At 70.2% G+C, this 14,614-nt stretch carries 14 protein-coding genes; 10 read left to right on the forward strand and 4 right to left on the reverse strand.

Annotated elements, in window-relative coordinates; translation table 11 throughout:
- Nucleotides 1-4 precede the first annotated feature (4 nt).
- From coaD to mutM, 5 genes are all read left to right on the forward strand, one after another.
- A complete protein-coding gene (coaD, locus tag AC2DGY_RS07250; RefSeq protein WP_484509022.1) occupies nucleotides 5-502 on the forward strand; it encodes a pantetheine-phosphate adenylyltransferase in 498 nt (165 codons plus the stop codon).
- 103 nt (nucleotides 503-605) lie between these two features.
- Nucleotides 606-1,106: a YceD family protein gene (locus AC2DGY_RS07255; protein WP_484509986.1), complete on the forward strand. Its 501-nt coding sequence runs from the start codon at nucleotides 606-608 to the stop codon at nucleotides 1,104-1,106.
- Nucleotides 1,107-1,108: 2 nt separating this feature from the next.
- Nucleotides 1,109-1,318, forward strand: a complete 210-nt coding sequence (rpmF, locus tag AC2DGY_RS07260) for a 50S ribosomal protein L32 (protein WP_484509023.1) — start codon at nucleotides 1,109-1,111, stop codon at nucleotides 1,316-1,318.
- A gap of 17 nt (nucleotides 1,319-1,335) precedes the next feature.
- Entirely contained in the window at nucleotides 1,336-2,025 is a 690-nt protein-coding gene (gene rnc, locus AC2DGY_RS07265) for a ribonuclease III (protein ID WP_484509024.1), read from the forward strand.
- The gene (gene mutM / locus AC2DGY_RS07270; RefSeq protein ID WP_484509025.1) at nucleotides 2,018-2,920 is read left to right on the forward strand and encodes a bifunctional DNA-formamidopyrimidine glycosylase/DNA-(apurinic or apyrimidinic site) lyase; all 903 of its coding nucleotides are present in this window, start codon (nucleotides 2,018-2,020) and stop codon (nucleotides 2,918-2,920) included. The genes rnc and mutM overlap by 8 nt, the downstream gene beginning before the upstream one ends.
- 3 nt (nucleotides 2,921-2,923) lie before the next feature.
- Here the strand turns inward: mutM and AC2DGY_RS07275 are convergent, their stop codons facing one another.
- The gene (locus tag AC2DGY_RS07275; RefSeq protein WP_484509026.1) at nucleotides 2,924-4,015 is read right to left on the reverse strand and encodes a GNAT family N-acetyltransferase; all 1,092 of its coding nucleotides are present in this window, start codon (nucleotides 4,013-4,015) and stop codon (nucleotides 2,924-2,926) included.
- A 417-nt stretch (nucleotides 4,016-4,432) separates the two neighbouring features.
- Here AC2DGY_RS07275 and smc point away from each other — a divergent pair, with 417 nt between their 5' ends.
- Genes smc through AC2DGY_RS07290 form a run of 3 tightly spaced genes read left to right on the forward strand, consistent with a single transcriptional unit; the run spans nucleotide 4,433 to nucleotide 9,401 of the window.
- Entirely contained in the window at nucleotides 4,433-7,960 is a 3,528-nt protein-coding gene (smc, locus tag AC2DGY_RS07280) for a chromosome segregation protein SMC (protein WP_484509027.1), read from the forward strand.
- 23 nt (nucleotides 7,961-7,983) lie between these two features.
- Entirely contained in the window at nucleotides 7,984-8,856 is an 873-nt protein-coding gene (ftsY, locus tag AC2DGY_RS07285) for a signal recognition particle-docking protein FtsY (protein ID WP_484509028.1), read from the forward strand.
- A 44-nt stretch (nucleotides 8,857-8,900) separates the two neighbouring features.
- A complete protein-coding gene (locus tag AC2DGY_RS07290; protein ID WP_484509029.1) occupies nucleotides 8,901-9,401 on the forward strand; it encodes a DUF2004 domain-containing protein in 501 nt (166 codons plus the stop codon).
- Between the two features lie 24 nt (nucleotides 9,402-9,425).
- Here AC2DGY_RS07290 and lipA read toward each other — a convergent pair whose 3' ends face one another.
- Together lipA and lipB are read right to left on the reverse strand one after the other, a co-directional pair.
- A complete protein-coding gene (gene lipA, locus AC2DGY_RS07295) occupies nucleotides 9,426-10,427 on the reverse strand; it encodes a lipoyl synthase (protein ID WP_484509030.1) in 1,002 nt (333 codons plus the stop codon).
- The gene (gene lipB, locus AC2DGY_RS07300; protein WP_484509031.1) at nucleotides 10,424-11,062 is read right to left on the reverse strand and encodes a lipoyl(octanoyl) transferase LipB; all 639 of its coding nucleotides are present in this window, start codon (nucleotides 11,060-11,062) and stop codon (nucleotides 10,424-10,426) included. The genes lipA and lipB overlap by 4 nt, the downstream gene beginning before the upstream one ends.
- An 84-nt stretch (nucleotides 11,063-11,146) precedes the next feature.
- Between lipB and AC2DGY_RS07305 the strand changes: the two genes are divergently transcribed.
- Nucleotides 11,147-11,749 carry a TetR/AcrR family transcriptional regulator gene (locus tag AC2DGY_RS07305; RefSeq protein ID WP_484509032.1) on the forward strand — a complete coding sequence of 201 codons (603 nt, stop codon included), beginning with the start codon at nucleotides 11,147-11,149 and terminating at the stop codon, nucleotides 11,747-11,749.
- Between the two features lie 12 nt (nucleotides 11,750-11,761).
- On the forward strand, nucleotides 11,762-13,330 hold the full coding sequence (gene ffh / locus AC2DGY_RS07310; protein ID WP_484509033.1) for a signal recognition particle protein: 1,569 nt from the start codon (nucleotides 11,762-11,764) through the stop codon (nucleotides 13,328-13,330).
- Nucleotides 13,331-13,365: 35 nt separating this feature from the next.
- On the opposite strand, the gene AC2DGY_RS07315 is transcribed toward ffh, so the two are convergent.
- Nucleotides 13,366-14,529, reverse strand: a complete 1,164-nt coding sequence (locus AC2DGY_RS07315; RefSeq protein WP_484509034.1) for a glutamate--cysteine ligase — start codon at nucleotides 14,527-14,529, stop codon at nucleotides 13,366-13,368.
- Nucleotides 14,530-14,614: the final 85 nt, after the last annotated feature.

A 14,614-nucleotide genomic window follows, 5' to 3' on the forward strand; every position in this document is an offset into this window, starting at 1 on the left:
GCCCATGAACAGCCGGATCGCGGTCGTCCCCGGGTCGTTCGACCCGCCGACGCTCGGTCACCTCGATGTGATCCGACGCGCTGCGGCGCTGTACGACGAGCTGCACGTCCTCGTGGTGCACAACCCCGGCAAGGAGGCGATGCTGCCGATCGCGCAGCGCCTTGCGCTGCTCGAGCAGTCCGTCGCCGAGAGCGGCATCGACGGCGCCCAGATCGTCGTGGCCTCCTGGACCATGGGACTGCTGGTGGACTACGCCACCGACGTCGGGGCGGGCGTGCTCGTCAAGGGCATCCGCTCTCAGGTGGACGTCGCGTACGAGACCCCGATGGCCATCGTCAATCGCCACCTCGCCCATGTCGAGACGGTCTTCCTCCTCCCCGACCCCGCTCACGCGCTCGTTTCCAGCTCTCTCGTGCGACAGGTCGCCGCTCTGGGCGGGGACGTGTCGCCGTTCGTCCCGCCGGCCGTCTCCCGGTTCCTCAACACCGGCGCCCGCGACTGAGCAACCCCGCCCGCCCGCAGCACGGGTACCATTGAGCACCGTGAGAAACCGACCTGGACCCTTCTCCGTGGCCGTCCGCGACATCGTTCGCCGCCCCGGAGAGATGCGCGAATTCGAGCTGGAGGTCCCCGCACCGGAGAAATGGGGCGAGGGACTCGTCTCCATCCCCGAGGGCGAGCCGATCGGCATCGACCTGCGAGTGGAATCGGTGCACGAGGGCATGCTCGTGTCCGGAATCGCGGATGCGACGTACTCCGGCGTCTGCGGACGTTGCCTCATCGACATCACGCAGCCCGTCGAAGTCGAGTTCCAGGAGCTTTTCGCGTATCCTGGGGATGAAGCGGAGGACTTCGAGGTTCGCGACGACCGTGTGGATCTGGAAAATCTCGTCCGAGACGCGATGGTTCTCGCGCTTCCGTTCCAGCCGGTGTGTCAGCCGGATTGCCCCGGCCTCGACCCGGCCACGGGTGAGCGAATGGCCAGAAGCACCGAGGAACGCCCGCAGGAAACCGTCGATCCTCGATGGGCCGCCCTGCAGCAATTCACCCCAGAGCCCGGCGATGACGCACCGCGCCACGATGTCCAGAACACAGGAAAGAGTTAGCCATGGCAGGTAACCCCCCGAAGCGGAAGGTATCCCGCTCCAACACCCGCTCGCGCCGCGCGCAGTGGAAGGCCAAGGCGACGGCCCTGGTCAAGACGATCGAGAACGGCAAGGTCGTCTACAGCCGTCCCCACCAGGCGAAGGTCGTCACTGACTCGCAGGGCACCGAGCTGTTCCTGGAGTACAAGGGCCGCAAGGTCGCAGACGTTTGACGTCGACGGCATCCGCCGTGACCGACGTATCTGAGCGCCACGCGCTCACCGACGAGCTCGGGGTCGACATCGACCCCGAGCTTCTGTCGCTGGCGCTCACACACCGCTCCTTTGCGTATGAGAACGGCGGCATCGCGCACAACGAGCGCCTGGAGTTCCTCGGGGACTCGGTGCTCGGCCAGGCCGTGACGGTGCGCCTGTTCACCCAGCATCCAGAGTTGGACGAGGGCGAATTGGCCAAGCGGCGCGCGAGCGTCGTCTCGACGGTCGCTCTGGCGGAGATCGCGCGTGCTGTCGGGCTGGGAGCGCACCTGCTGCTGGGACGCGGCGAAGACCTCACGGGTGGGCGCGACAAGGATTCCATCCTCGCCGACACCATGGAAGCCGTGATCGGCGCGACCTACCTGTCGGCGGGGCCCGAGGCGGCCACCGCGCTGGTCCTGCGGCTCACGGAGCCGCTGCTGGCCGATCCGGATCGATATGGTGCGGCGATGGATCCGAAGACGAGCCTCCAGGAACTCGCTGCCCGTCGCGGGATGTCGGCGCCGGCGTACGTGGTGGATGCACGCGGGCCCGACCACGACCGCCGATTCACGGCCACCGTGCGGGTGGGGGATCTCGCGGGCGTGGGCGAGGGATCCAGCAAGAAGCAGGCGGAGATGGCGGCCGCGCTCACGGCGTGGCGCGAACTCAGCGACGGTGCCTGAGCTTCCCGAAGTCGAGGTCGTCCGCTCCGGTCTCGAGCCGGCCGTCACCGGTGCCCGCATCGCCGGCGTCTCGGTGGTGGACGAGCGGGCGCTCACCCGCCACGACGCCCCGGGCGCCGCCTTCGAGGCCGCGCTCACCGGTCGGACGATCGAGGGCGCGGCGCGACGGGGCAAGTTCCTGTGGCTTCCGCTGACCGGGGGTTCCGACGCGCTGATCGCGCACCTGGGGATGAGCGGGCAGCTGCTGCTCCGCTCGCCCGGCACCGCCGCTGAGCGCCACGAGCGCATCCGGATCGAGCTGGAACACCCGGTGCACGGAGAGGTCGCCGTGGTCTTCGCCGACCAGCGAACGTTCGGCTCGCTCGCCATCGATGCGCTGATTCCGACGTCCGACGGTGCCCCGGGCGGGCAAGGGACCGCGCGCAGCGAGGTGCCGACCCAGGTGGCGCACATCGCCCGGGATCCCCTCGACCCCGCGTTCGATGACGCAGGGTTCCGCGCGGCGCTGGGCCGGAAGAACTCCGGGGTCAAACGCGTGCTCCTGGACCAGACGACGGTCAGCGGCATCGGCAACATCTACGCGGATGAGGCGCTGTGGGCCTCGCGGCTGCATCCGGAGACGCCCGCGAGCACCCTGTCCACCCGGGCCGCCCGACGGCTCCTCGCGGAGGTGCGCACCGTCCTGGAGAAGGCGCTGGCCGAGGGGGGAACGAGCTTCGACGCGCAGTACGTCAACGTCAACGGCCAGGCCGGCTACTTCGCCCACTCCCTCAACGCGTATGGCCGCACGGGGGAACCGTGTCCCCGATGCGGCCGGCCGATCGTACGCGTATCGTTCATGAACCGCTCGAGCCACTACTGCCCGCACTGCCAGAGGCCGCCCCACACGGCGTAGCGCTCACGCGGGGAGAACCTTCTTCCATGCGCCCTCGTAGGCGATGGGAGCGAACCCGATGGCCTCGTTGATGCTCAGCATCGGCCGGTTCTCCTCGGCGTTGTACGTGATCACCCGCGGCGAGTGCGGCGCGATCTCGCGCCAGGCCAGGAGCGCCGCGCACTTGACGAGCATGCCCAGCCGGTGCCCGCGGTGCCCTGAGAGCACGAGCGTGTCCTCCTGCATGGTGGCCCGTGCGGGGTCGCTGCCGATGACGAGTTCGTTGAACGCCACGAGATCACCGGAGTCGACGTGCTGAGCGGCGGTCACCAGCATCCGCCGGCCGGCGTCGAGGTAGACCTTCTCATGTCGCTCCAGGCGCCCGGCATCCCACACCTCCTCGTCGAACTCCAGCGCGGCGGCGGGTGCATCGGTGATCATCCGCGACTTCATCCAGGCGTAGCCGTCGACGAACTCCGGCGGCGTGGGTAGCTCCCACTGCACGATGCGATAACCGGCCGCCGCCGTGGTGGCCTCCTCGAGCAGACGCTGCAGGTGTGCGTCCAGCGCGGGATCGGTGAGATTCAGTGCGCTGTTGCGCTCGACCTGTTCGAGTGTGTACCCGTTCGCCAGGTAGAACCGGGCGGCGCGGTCGCGGGGGATGCTGCCGAAGCCCGTCGGGGGCTGGAGGCGGGGGCCGTCGTCGGCGGGATGCTCCGCCCACGACTGCAGCACGGTGCGTCCGTGGTCTCGCGCCGCGCGTTCCACCAGCCGGTAGGCGGCGGTGCCGATTCCGCGGCCCCAGGCCGAACGGCGCAGCTCGATGAGCCAGGAGGCGACGCGCGAGCCCTCCTCGAGCGGGATGTCGACGCCCACGCGGCCGACGACCTCACCGTCCCAGACCGCGAGCCACACGACGCGCAGCTCCGTCGGATCGGGGGCGTAGGCGGGAAGCACCTCGCGCGGCTCGAGGCGGAAATCGTCGTGTCCGGCGATCTCGGCGTACACGATGTTGCGGACGCGGACCATCTCGACGAAGTCGCCGGCGTCAGGCGATTGCACGGAGGCGGGAATGGACAGGGGGCGCAGCTCGAGGCCGGCAGGGGTGGTGCTCATGGGAGGTCCTTCGAGGGAGGGAGGGGGAGGGGATCGGCTGTGCGGGGTGGCCGTTCCGCGGCATCCGTGTGCAAAATTCAGGAGACACGCCGGGCGGGAGTACCGGAGAGGCGCCGAAGTGGCGGATTCTCCTGAGTTTTGAACGGCCGGGGCGTCGGTCTGCGGCCGGAGCATACCGCGGGGAGGGCGGGGGGAGGGGTGGCGCGGTGCGGAGCGCGGGGCAGCTGCGACGCGCGGCTTCGGACGACCTGTGAGGCTAGCGGCACTCCCGTCGGTCGGTCAAGCGTCCGTCGAGCAACCGCTGCAGCCCGACGCGTCGGCGCCCGCCTTGGGCGCGTCATCGGCACGGCATCGCGGGTCGCGGGTGCGACTCCGGTACCGTGAGGCAGTGAGAATGCCTGTCCGGAAGGCGTATCCATGCACCTGAAGAGCCTGACGATGAAGGGCTTCAAGTCGTTCGCGCAGCCGACGACGTTCGCCTTCGAGCCCGGCGTGACGTGCATCGTCGGTCCCAACGGGTCGGGCAAGTCCAACGTCGTGGATGCCCTCGCCTGGGTGATGGGCGAGCAGGGGGCCAAGACCCTGCGCGGCGGGAAGATGGAAGACGTCATCTTCGCCGGGACATCCACGCGCGGACCCCTCGGTCGCGCCGAGGTGCATCTGACGATCGACAACAGCGACGGCGCCCTGCCGATCGAGTACTCCGAGGTGACGATCAGTCGCACGCTGTTCCGCACCGGTGCCAGCGAATACGCCATCAACGGCGAGACGTGCCGTCTCCTGGACGTGCAGGAACTCCTGAGCGACTCGGGCCTGGGCCGCGAGATGCACGTCATCGTCGGCCAGGGGCGGCTGGACAACGTGCTCCAGGCCTCGCCGGAAGAGCGCCGCGGCTTCATCGAGGAGGCCGCCGGAATCCTCAAGCACCGCCGGCGCAAGGAGAAGACCCTCCGAAAGCTCGACGCGATGGAGGCCAACCTCACGCGCCTGAGCGATCTGGCCGGAGAGCTGCGACGCCAGCTGAAGCCCCTCGGACGGCAGGCCGAGATCGCGCGGGAGGCCGCGACGATCGCCGCGATCGTGCGCGACGCCAAGGCGCGCCTGTTCGCCGACGAGCTCGTCACCCTTCGCGCCCAGCTCGCCGACCACGCCCGCGCAGAGCACGAGCGTCACACCGAGCGGGTGGTGCTGCAGGATCAGGCGGAGAACCTCCGCGCGCGCGTGGAGCGTCTGGAGAACGACCAGCGTTCGGAGGCGGTCGACCGCGCGCGGGGGGTCGCCTTCTCGCTCGAGCAGGTGCAGGAGCGATTGCGGGGGTTGTACTCCCTCGCCGGTCAGCGCTTGGCGCTGCTGTCCGCCGACGAGGACGATTCCTCCGGGTTCGTTCCCACCGTCTCGCGCGGCATGATCGACGACGCTCGCGAGGAGATCGACGCGATCTCCTCGGGACTGGGGGATGCGCAGGATGCGGCAGCCCTCGCCTCGCGCGGCGTGATCCGGGCGCGAGCGGAGCTGGATGCGCTCGATGTCGACATCGCCGCCCAGAGCGCTCTCGTCTCCGAGCACGACATGCGGATCACGTCGCTGCGCGGAACGGCCGAGGCCGCCGCATCCGCCCTCGCGGCCGTCCGCACCGCAGTCGAGCGCCAACAGCGCGCCCTCGATGCGGCACTCGTCCGCCGCGCCGAGGCGGAAGCCGAGCGCGAAGGACTGGACCCCGAACTGGCTCCCGAGGAGTCTGCGGCCGAGCACGCCGCGGCATACGAGCGCGCGCAGCGCGAGGCCAACGACGCCGAGAGCACCGTCTCGGGGCTCCGTGACCGACTGCACGCGGCCGAGCGGGAGGTGGAAGCACTGACAGCGCAGACGACCGCGCTCGGTCGGGCGCTCGATGTGCGAAACGCCGCCGCCGAGCTCGTGGCCGGCGGAGGTGCGGGGGTCCGCGGTCTCGTCAGTGACGCGGTGAAGGTGCAGCCCGGTTTCGAGTCCGCGATCGCCGCGGCCCTGGGGCCGCTCGCCGAAGGCCTGCTCGTCGACACCCGGGACAGCGCCTTCGCCACGGCGGGGTTCGCGCGTGACGGCGACCTCGGCGTCGTGGACATCGTCACCGCCGACGACGTCCCCTCGACGTCGATCCCGATTCCCCCGATCCCCGGCGTCGTGTCGGCCGCGGAGGTGGTGACCGCTCCGGCAGGTGTCCGCGGCATCCTGGCCCGCGTGCTCGTCGCCGACGACCTCGCCGAGGCGCGCGCGGCTCTGACCGCCCTGGGCTCGGCGACCACGGAGTTCACGCTCGTCACCCGCGCCGGCGAGGTGGTCACCGCCTTCACGCTGCGCGCCGGCTCCGGAGCGGGACGCTCACGTCTGGAACTCGCCGCCGAACGCGATGCCGCCGCCGAGCGGCTGTCGGAGATGGTGGTCGTGGCCGACTCGCTCCGCGAGGCGCTCACCGATGCGGTCGCCGCGCACGATGCGGCGCGTCGGCGCGCACGGGAATCGCTCACCGCGCTGCGCGTACAGGATGCCGCGCTGGCCGCGCATGCCGAGAAGGTGAACCGCGCGACGGTGCGGCACGAGGCGGCCGTCGCCGAGTGCGAGCGGCTGGCCGCCGGTCTCGCGCAGGCGCAGGCGTCCGTGACCGATGCCGAGGCCGCCGAACGGGCCGCCGCCGAGGCGCTCGCCCGCGCGCGGGAGGCGCCGCGGCCGATGCTGGACGCCTCTGCCCGCGAGGGGATGCTCGCGGCGCTCGAGGAAGCGCGCGACGCGGAGATGCGCGCGCGACTGGAGGTGGAGACCCTCCGCGAGCGGGTGCGGGCGGGGGAGGCGCGGGTCGTTCAGCTCGAGCGGCAGCGCGAACGTGAACGCGCCGCGGCCGAGGAGGCGGCTCGCCGCGCCGTCGTGCGCCGGGCACAGCGCGACATCGCGGCGGAGGTCGCTGCGCAGCTGCCGGCCCTCCTCGATTCCGTCGACAGGTCGGTGACCCAGGCCCGGGTGGAACTGGCCACGGCCGAGTCGGCACGTACCGCCGTCACGGCGGAACTCGCCGCAGCCCGAGCACAGGATGCGGCGCTCCGCGAGCGGCTCGGAGCCCTCACCGAGAACGTTCACGGACTGGAGTTGCAGATCCACGAGAAGCGGCTGCACGTGACGAGTCTCCTCGAGCGCGTGCACTCGGAACTCGGCCTCGAAGAGGATATTCTCGTCGCAGAATATGGCCCGGATCAGCCCATCCCTGCGGACGGAGCGCCCGGCGACGACGAGGAACCGCCGACAGTGGCGTTCGACCGCGCAGCGCAACGGCGGCGGCTCGCCGACGCCGAGCGCAAGCTCGCACAGCTCGGCCGGGTGAACCCCCTCGCGCTGGAGGAGTTCGAGGCCCTCGAGCAGCGGCACGCGTTCCTCACCGAGCAGCTCGCCGATCTCGCGCAGACCCGCAAGGATCTGCTGACGATCATCGAAGAACTCGACGAGCGGATGCAGACGATCTTCCTGTCCGCGTTCGAGGACACCCGCCACGCGTTCACCGAGGTCTTCCCCATCCTCTTTCCCGGGGGTACCGGGAGCATCTCGCTGACCGACCCCGACTCTCCGCTGACGACGGGGATCGAGGTGTCCGTGCGGCCGGTGGGGAAGAAGATCGAGCGGCTGTCTCTGCTGTCCGGCGGGGAGCGATCTCTGGCGGCGGTGGCATTCCTGGTCGCGATCTTCAGCGCCCGCCCGAGCCCGTTCTACATCCTGGACGAGGTCGAGGCCGCGCTGGACGACGCCAACCTCGGGCGCCTCCTCGGCGTGTTCGAGCGCTTGCGCGAGAACAGCCAGCTGATCGTCATCACGCACCAGAAGCGCACGATGGAGATCGCCGACGCCCTCTACGGCGTGTCGATGCGTCAGGACGGTGTCTCCGCCGTGGTCGGCCAGCGGGTGGGCGATCGCGCGACGGCCTGAGCCCAGGCCCGTAGGCTGAAGACATGGCGGAGAATTCCTGGTCGCTCGGCCGCGCGTTGCGCGGGCTGTTCGTCAAGCCCACGATCGACGAGACGACGTGGGAAGACCTGGAGACCGCCCTCCTGACCGCCGATTTCGGCCCCGACATCACCGAACGCATCGTCGATGAGCTCCGGGACAAGGTCGACCGATACCGTACGACCGACCCGCGCGACCTTCAGCGGATGCTGCGCGAGACGCTCGAAGAGCACTTCGCGAAGTTCGACACCACGCTCCGCCTCACGGAGCGGCCCGCCGTCGTCCTGGTCGTGGGTGTCAACGGCGTCGGCAAGACCACCACGATCGGCAAGTTCGCGAAGTTCCTGCAGCGGTACGGCCGCTCCGTCGTCGTGGGCGCCGCCGACACGTTCCGCGCGGCCGCCGTGGACCAGCTAGCGACGTGGGCCGAGCGCGGGGGAGCCACCATCGTGCGTCCGCAGCACGAAGGCCAGGACCCGGCGTCGGTCGCCTTCCAGACGATCACGTACGCCAAGGAGACCGGCACCGAGATCGTCCTCGTCGACACGGCCGGACGCCTGCACACCAAGGGCGGCCTGATGGACGAGCTCGGCAAGATCCGGCGGGTCGTGGAGAAGCAGGCCCCGATCAGCGAGGTCCTACTTGTGCTGGATGCCACGACGGGCCAGAACGGCGTCATGCAGGCGCAGGCGTTCCTCGAGCACGCCGGGGTCACGGGGCTCGTCATCACGAAGCTCGACGGCTCGGCCAAGGGCGGGTTCATCCTCGCCGTGCAGGAGCGCACCGGCATCCCGGTCAAGCTGCTGGGTTCGGGCGAGGGGATCGGTGACCTCACCGGGTTCACCCCGCACGTCTTCGCCGCGTCCCTGGTCGACTGACCTCGCGACTATCGCACGAACGAAGGGACTGGTTTCATAGGGCCATGGCGATCGAGCACGACTTCTTCGGACTCCTCGAGTCGGGCCCGGACGGATCCATCTTCTGGTCGGAGAACGTCGAGCTCGGCGACCAGACCGTGACGGTCGATCTGACCGCGCCCGACCAGGACGACGTGTCGCAGGCGGCCCTGGATGTGGCAGCCTCCATGGTCTCGTCGCTGGAGGCGATCGATCACACCGCGCGCAACGCCATGGTGTCGGAACTGGATGACCGCACGAGCGAGGTCATCGAGTACATCCTCCAGCAGCAGCAGGTCCTCGGTGACGAGCTCGACGACCTCCTGGTGGATGTGTCCGGCGACGTGCAGGTCGATGTCATCCGCTCGTTGCAGCTGATGAGCATGACGATCCTCGCCGACGAACACGGCGGCACCGAGCCGTTCGCGGTGCTCGAGTACGCCCTGGACCCCGACGCCACCGACGATGTGCTCCTGGTGAACCTCGCCTCCGACGGGACGGTGCAGTCCGTCACCAGCGCCGACTGAGCCCCGGGGACATCCCGGCGGCGGTCAGACGGCCTGCGCGAACCCCGATTCACCCGCCGCGATCTCGGCGGCCAGGTGCGCCAGGTGCGGGGGGATGTCCCGGCCCATCGACCTCATCGACTGCGCCCAGAGGCGACCCGCGCGATACGACGAGCGCACCAGGGGACCGGCCAGCACCCCGAGGAATCCGATGCGCTCGGCCTCCTCCTTGAACGCGACGAACTCGTCCGGCGTGACCCAGCGAGCCACCGGGAGGTGACGCGGCGAGGGCCGCAGGTACTGCGTGATGGTGATGATGTCGGTTCCGGCCGCACGCAGGTCCTGCAGGGCCTGCACGACCTCCTCCGGCTCCTCGCCCATCCCGAGGATGAGGTTCGACTTGGTGATGAGCCCCGCGTTGCGAGCCCTGGTGAGCACCCCGAGGGAGCGTTCGTAGCGGAAGGCGGGCCGGATCCGCTTGAAGATCCGCGGGACGGTCTCCACATTGTGCGCGAACACCTCCGGCTGCGAGTCGAACACCTCGGCCAGGAGATCCGGCTTCCCGGAGAAGTCGGTCGCGAGGATCTCGACCCCGGTGCCGGGGTTCGCCTCATGGATGCGGCGGACGGTCTCCGCGTGCAGCCATGCCCCTTCATCGGGCAGGTCGTCGCGCGCCACCGCGGTGACGGTGGCATAGCGCAGCCGCATCCGCTGCACGCTTTCGCCGACGCGCCGCGGCTCGTCGGTGTCGTAGTCGGCGGGCCGGCCGGTGTCGATCTGGCAGAAGTCGCACCGGCGGGTGCACTGCGAACCGCCGACGAGGAAGGTGGCCTCGCGGTCCTCCCAGCACTCGTAAATGTTCGGGCAGCCCGCCTCCTGGCACACGGTGTGCAGGTCTTCGCTCTTCACGAGCGCGTGGAGAGCCGAGTACTCCGGGCCGGTCTTCGCTCGCGTCTTGATCCACTCCGGCTTGCGCTCGATGGGAGTCTGGGCGTTGCGCACCTCCAGGCGCAGCAGGCGGCGCCCGTCCGGGATGGTGGCGGTCATGCGGCGACCCCCGCGTACTCCTCGGTGAACACGCGGGTCACAGTGGCGGCGACGTCGGCCGGGGTGACGACGACTCCGGCCACCTCGCTGATCGTCGTGACGCCGGCATCCGCGATCCCGCAGGGAATGATGCGGGCGAACCCCGCCAGCGTGTTGTCGCAGTTGACCGCGAAGCCGTGCATGGTCACTCCCTTCTCGACCCGGACGCCGATGGCGGCGACCTTGTCCTCGGACAGGGGGCGGCGCACCCACACGCCGCTCCGCCCGTCGACCTGGTATCCGGCCACCCCGTGCCGGGCCAGTACGGCGATGAGTACGCGCTCCAGGCGCCGCACGTGCGCGACGACGTCGACCGGTTCGGCCAGGCGCAGGATGGGATAGCCCACGAGCTGCCCGGGCCCGTGCCACGTGATCTTCCCGCCGCGGTCGACGTCGATCACCGGCGTGCCGTCCGTGGGTCGCTCGTGGTCTGCGGTGCGCCGGCCGGCCGTGTACACCGGCTCGTGCTCGAGCAGGATCAGCGTGTCGGAGCGCCCGCCGGCCGCCACCTCGGCATGGATGCGGCGCTGCAGTGCCCACCCCTCGGCGTAGGGCACATAGGCGGGGGCCAGCCCGGCCCTCACGATGTCCAGCATCCGATCTCCTGTCGCGGGGGACATTTATGGATTGCGTCCAACAATACATCCGGGTGGATGATCCGGGCGGGCTAATCTGGGCACATGCCGACCGAGAACCGCGGCGGGCGCCCGAAGGCGTCGTCGCGCGAGACCCTCGCCGACGCCGCGTGCGAGTTGTTCCTCGAGCGCGGCTACGACTCCACGTCGGTGTCCGACATCACCACCCGCGCGGGGGTGAGCAGGTCGAGCTTCTTCAACTACTTCGCGACGAAGGGCGACGTCTTCTGGGCGGCGCTGGATGAGCGGATCCTGGCCCTCACAGCCCGACTGCGTGACGATGAGGCGGAGGGTACCGATGGGGTGAGGGCAGCCCTGGCCGGCCTGGCCGACGGCTTCCGGCCCGACAGCCTCGCGCTGGCCCTCGGGCAGGCCGAGACCATGGGCATCCGCGAGGAACTGCAGCGCGAGGCGGGGATCCGTCGCGCCCGCATCGCCGATGCGGTGTCCGAAAGGCTCCGCCGCGCGGGGGTGGAGCCCCTCAGGGCCGATGTGATCGGCGCGGCCTATGGCGGCGCGGTTCTCGCCGCCATATCGCGGTGGGCAGCGCTCGGTCCGGGCCGCACGGTGCTCGGCGACGTGCTCGCGCGGGCCCTTGACGTCGTGCCCGCGGCGACTCCCGGGCAGACCGGCGACGCGCTCGCGTAAACTTGCCGCATCATGGCTACCTTCGGCACGCTCTCCGATCGGCTCACCGAGACATTCCGCAACCTCCGCACCAAGGGCAAGCTGACGCCCGCAGACATCGACGGCACGGTGCGCGAGATCCGGCGTGCCCTGCTGGAGGCGGACGTCGCGCTGCCCGTCGTGAAGGACTTCACCGCGGCCGTGCGCGAGCGGGCACTGGGCGACGAGGTCAACCGCGCCCTCAACCCCGCGCAGCAGGTGGTGCAGATCGTCAACGAGGAGCTCGTCGGCATCCTCGGCGGGCAGCAGCGGCGCCTGCAGTTCGCGAAGAACCCGCCCACGGTGATCATGCTCGCCGGCCTCCAGGGGTCGGGGAAGACGACGTTCGCAGGCAAGCTCGCGCGCTCCCTGGAGAAGGAGGGGCACACCCCGCTCCTCGTCGCGGCGGACCTCCAGCGCCCCAACGCCGTGAACCAGCTCCAGGTCGTGGCCGCGCGTGCGGGGGCCGCGATCTACGCCCCGGAGCCCGGCAACGGCGTCGGCGACCCGGTCAAAGTCGCCCGCGACGGCGTGGAGCACGCCCGCCGTCAGCAGCACGACACCGTCATCATCGACACGGCGGGCCGGCTCGGCGTGGACGCCGAGCTGATGAAGCAGGCCGCGAACATCCGCTCCGCGACCAACCCGGACGAGGTCCTCTTCGTCATCGACGCGATGATCGGTCAGGATGCGGTCAACACCGCCAAGGCGTTCCAGGAGGGCGTCGACTTCACCGGGGTCGTCCTGTCCAAGCTCGACGGCGACGCGCGCGGCGGCGCGGCCCTGTCCGTCGCATCCGTCACCGGACGCCCCATCATCTACGCCTCCACGGGCGAGGGCCTGGACGACCTCGAGCCGTTCCACCCCGACCGCATGGCGTCGCGCATCCTCGACCTCGGCGACATCCTGACCCTCATCGAGCAGGCCCAGAGCGCGTTCGACGAGGAAGAGGCGATGAAGGTCGCCGAGAAGCTGGCGACGGAGACCTTCACGCTCGAGGACTTCCTCGAGCAGATGCAGCAGATGAAGAAGATGGGCTCCATGAAGAAGATGCTCGGGATGCTCCCGGGTATGGGCTCCATGAAGCAGCAGCTGGAGAATTTCGACGAGCGCGAACTCGACCGCACCGAGGCGATCATCCGCTCGATGACCCCGGGGGAGCGGCGCAACCCGAAGGTGCTCAACGGTTCCCGGCGCCTGCGCATCGCGCGCGGGTCGGGGATGACGGTCACCGACGTCAACTCGCTCGTGCAGCGGTTCGAGCAGGCGGCGAAGATGATGAAGACGATGGCGCGCGGCGGTGTGCCGAACATTCCCGGAATGGGCCCGGTGCCCGGCGCCCGCCCCGGCGCATCCGCCAAGCGCGGGAAGCAGCAGAAGGCCAAGGGGTCGCGTTCAGGCAACCCGGCCAAGCGTGCCGCGGAGAACGCCGGCATCGCCGCATCCGCCCCCGCCGCTCCCACCGGCTCGGGCTTCGGACTCGGCGGCCGCACGGGTGCCCCGGCCGGCGAGCCGAGCGAGGCCGACCTCGCCGAGCTCCAGAAGCTCCTCGGCCGCAGCTGACGCCGTCCCCCGCCGCGCACGGCCGGCTCGAGGGGTCAGGCGGGGAACGAGCGCAGGTGCTCGCGGAGCGTCGGACCGCTGCGGAACTCTCGGATCAGGTGCTGCACGACCTCACGGAGGTCGCCATCGGCGGCCTCGGCGACGGCGACCTGGCGGGCCGAGCTGCCCCCCGTGGCGAGGATGGTGTCCAGCGCCGCAAGTTCGCGCCCGCACTTCAGTTCCACGGCGATGTCGGTGACTTCGGCGATGGTTTCGCGGAGGTGCTCGACGACCGGCGCCTGCCGTCCCTCGGCGTCGACGATGATCCGCGCGTCCAGGCCATACCGCGCCGCACGCCACTTGTTCTCACGGACGTACCAGGGCGGGATACGCGGGATCGGGCGGCCCTCGTCAAGGTCGCGGGAGAACCGCTCGACGAGCGATTGAATGAGCGCGGCGACGGCAGCGAGCTCCGGGAGCGTCGACATCCCGTCGCACGCCCGCACTTCGATGGTGCCCCACCGGGGGGCCGGCCGGACGTCCCAGCGGATTTCTGTCGCATCGGCGATGACCCCGGTGCGCGTCATGTCGTCGATGTACGCCTCGTACTGGGCCCAGTTCTCCAGCTGCCACGGCAGTCCCGCCGTGGGGAGCTGCTGGAACACGAGTGCGCGGTTGGAGGCGTACCCGGTGCGCTCACCCGCCCAGAACGGGCTCGACGCCGACAGCGCCTGCAGGTGCGGCAGGTACACCGACAGGGCGTCGATGAGGGGGAAGACCTTGTTGACGTCCTCAACCCCCACGTGAACGTGGATGCCCCAGATCATCATGTTGCGGCCCCACCACTGGGTGCGCTCGATCAGCCTGTGGTACCGCGTCTTGTCGGTGACCTGCTGATCGAACCATTGCGCGAACGGGTGACTTCCCGCGCACAGCAGCTCCACGCCGCGGGGCTCGGTCTCGGTGCGCACGGCGGCGATCGCGTCGGCGATGTCGTCCACCGCCGCAGCCACCGTGTCGCCGACGCCGCTGGTCAGCTCGATGGTGTTGGTCAGGAGCTCCTGGGTGATGGTGAAGCGCTCGAGCTTCGTGCTCTCCTCGAGCGGCGGCACGATATCGGGCGCACGCGGCACGAGATCACCGCTCTCGCGGTCGGCGAGCATCAACTCCCACTCGATCCCGACCGACGAACGTGCAGAGGGCGCGAACGGGACCGTCATGGCGACAGTCTGACATGCGACGCCGCACGACCCTCCGTTTCGCCGCATCCGCAGATGTCTGGCAGAATAGAGGGCTGGACCGTGT

It is taken from the genome of Microbacterium sp. Z6_144, assembly GCF_057197625.1.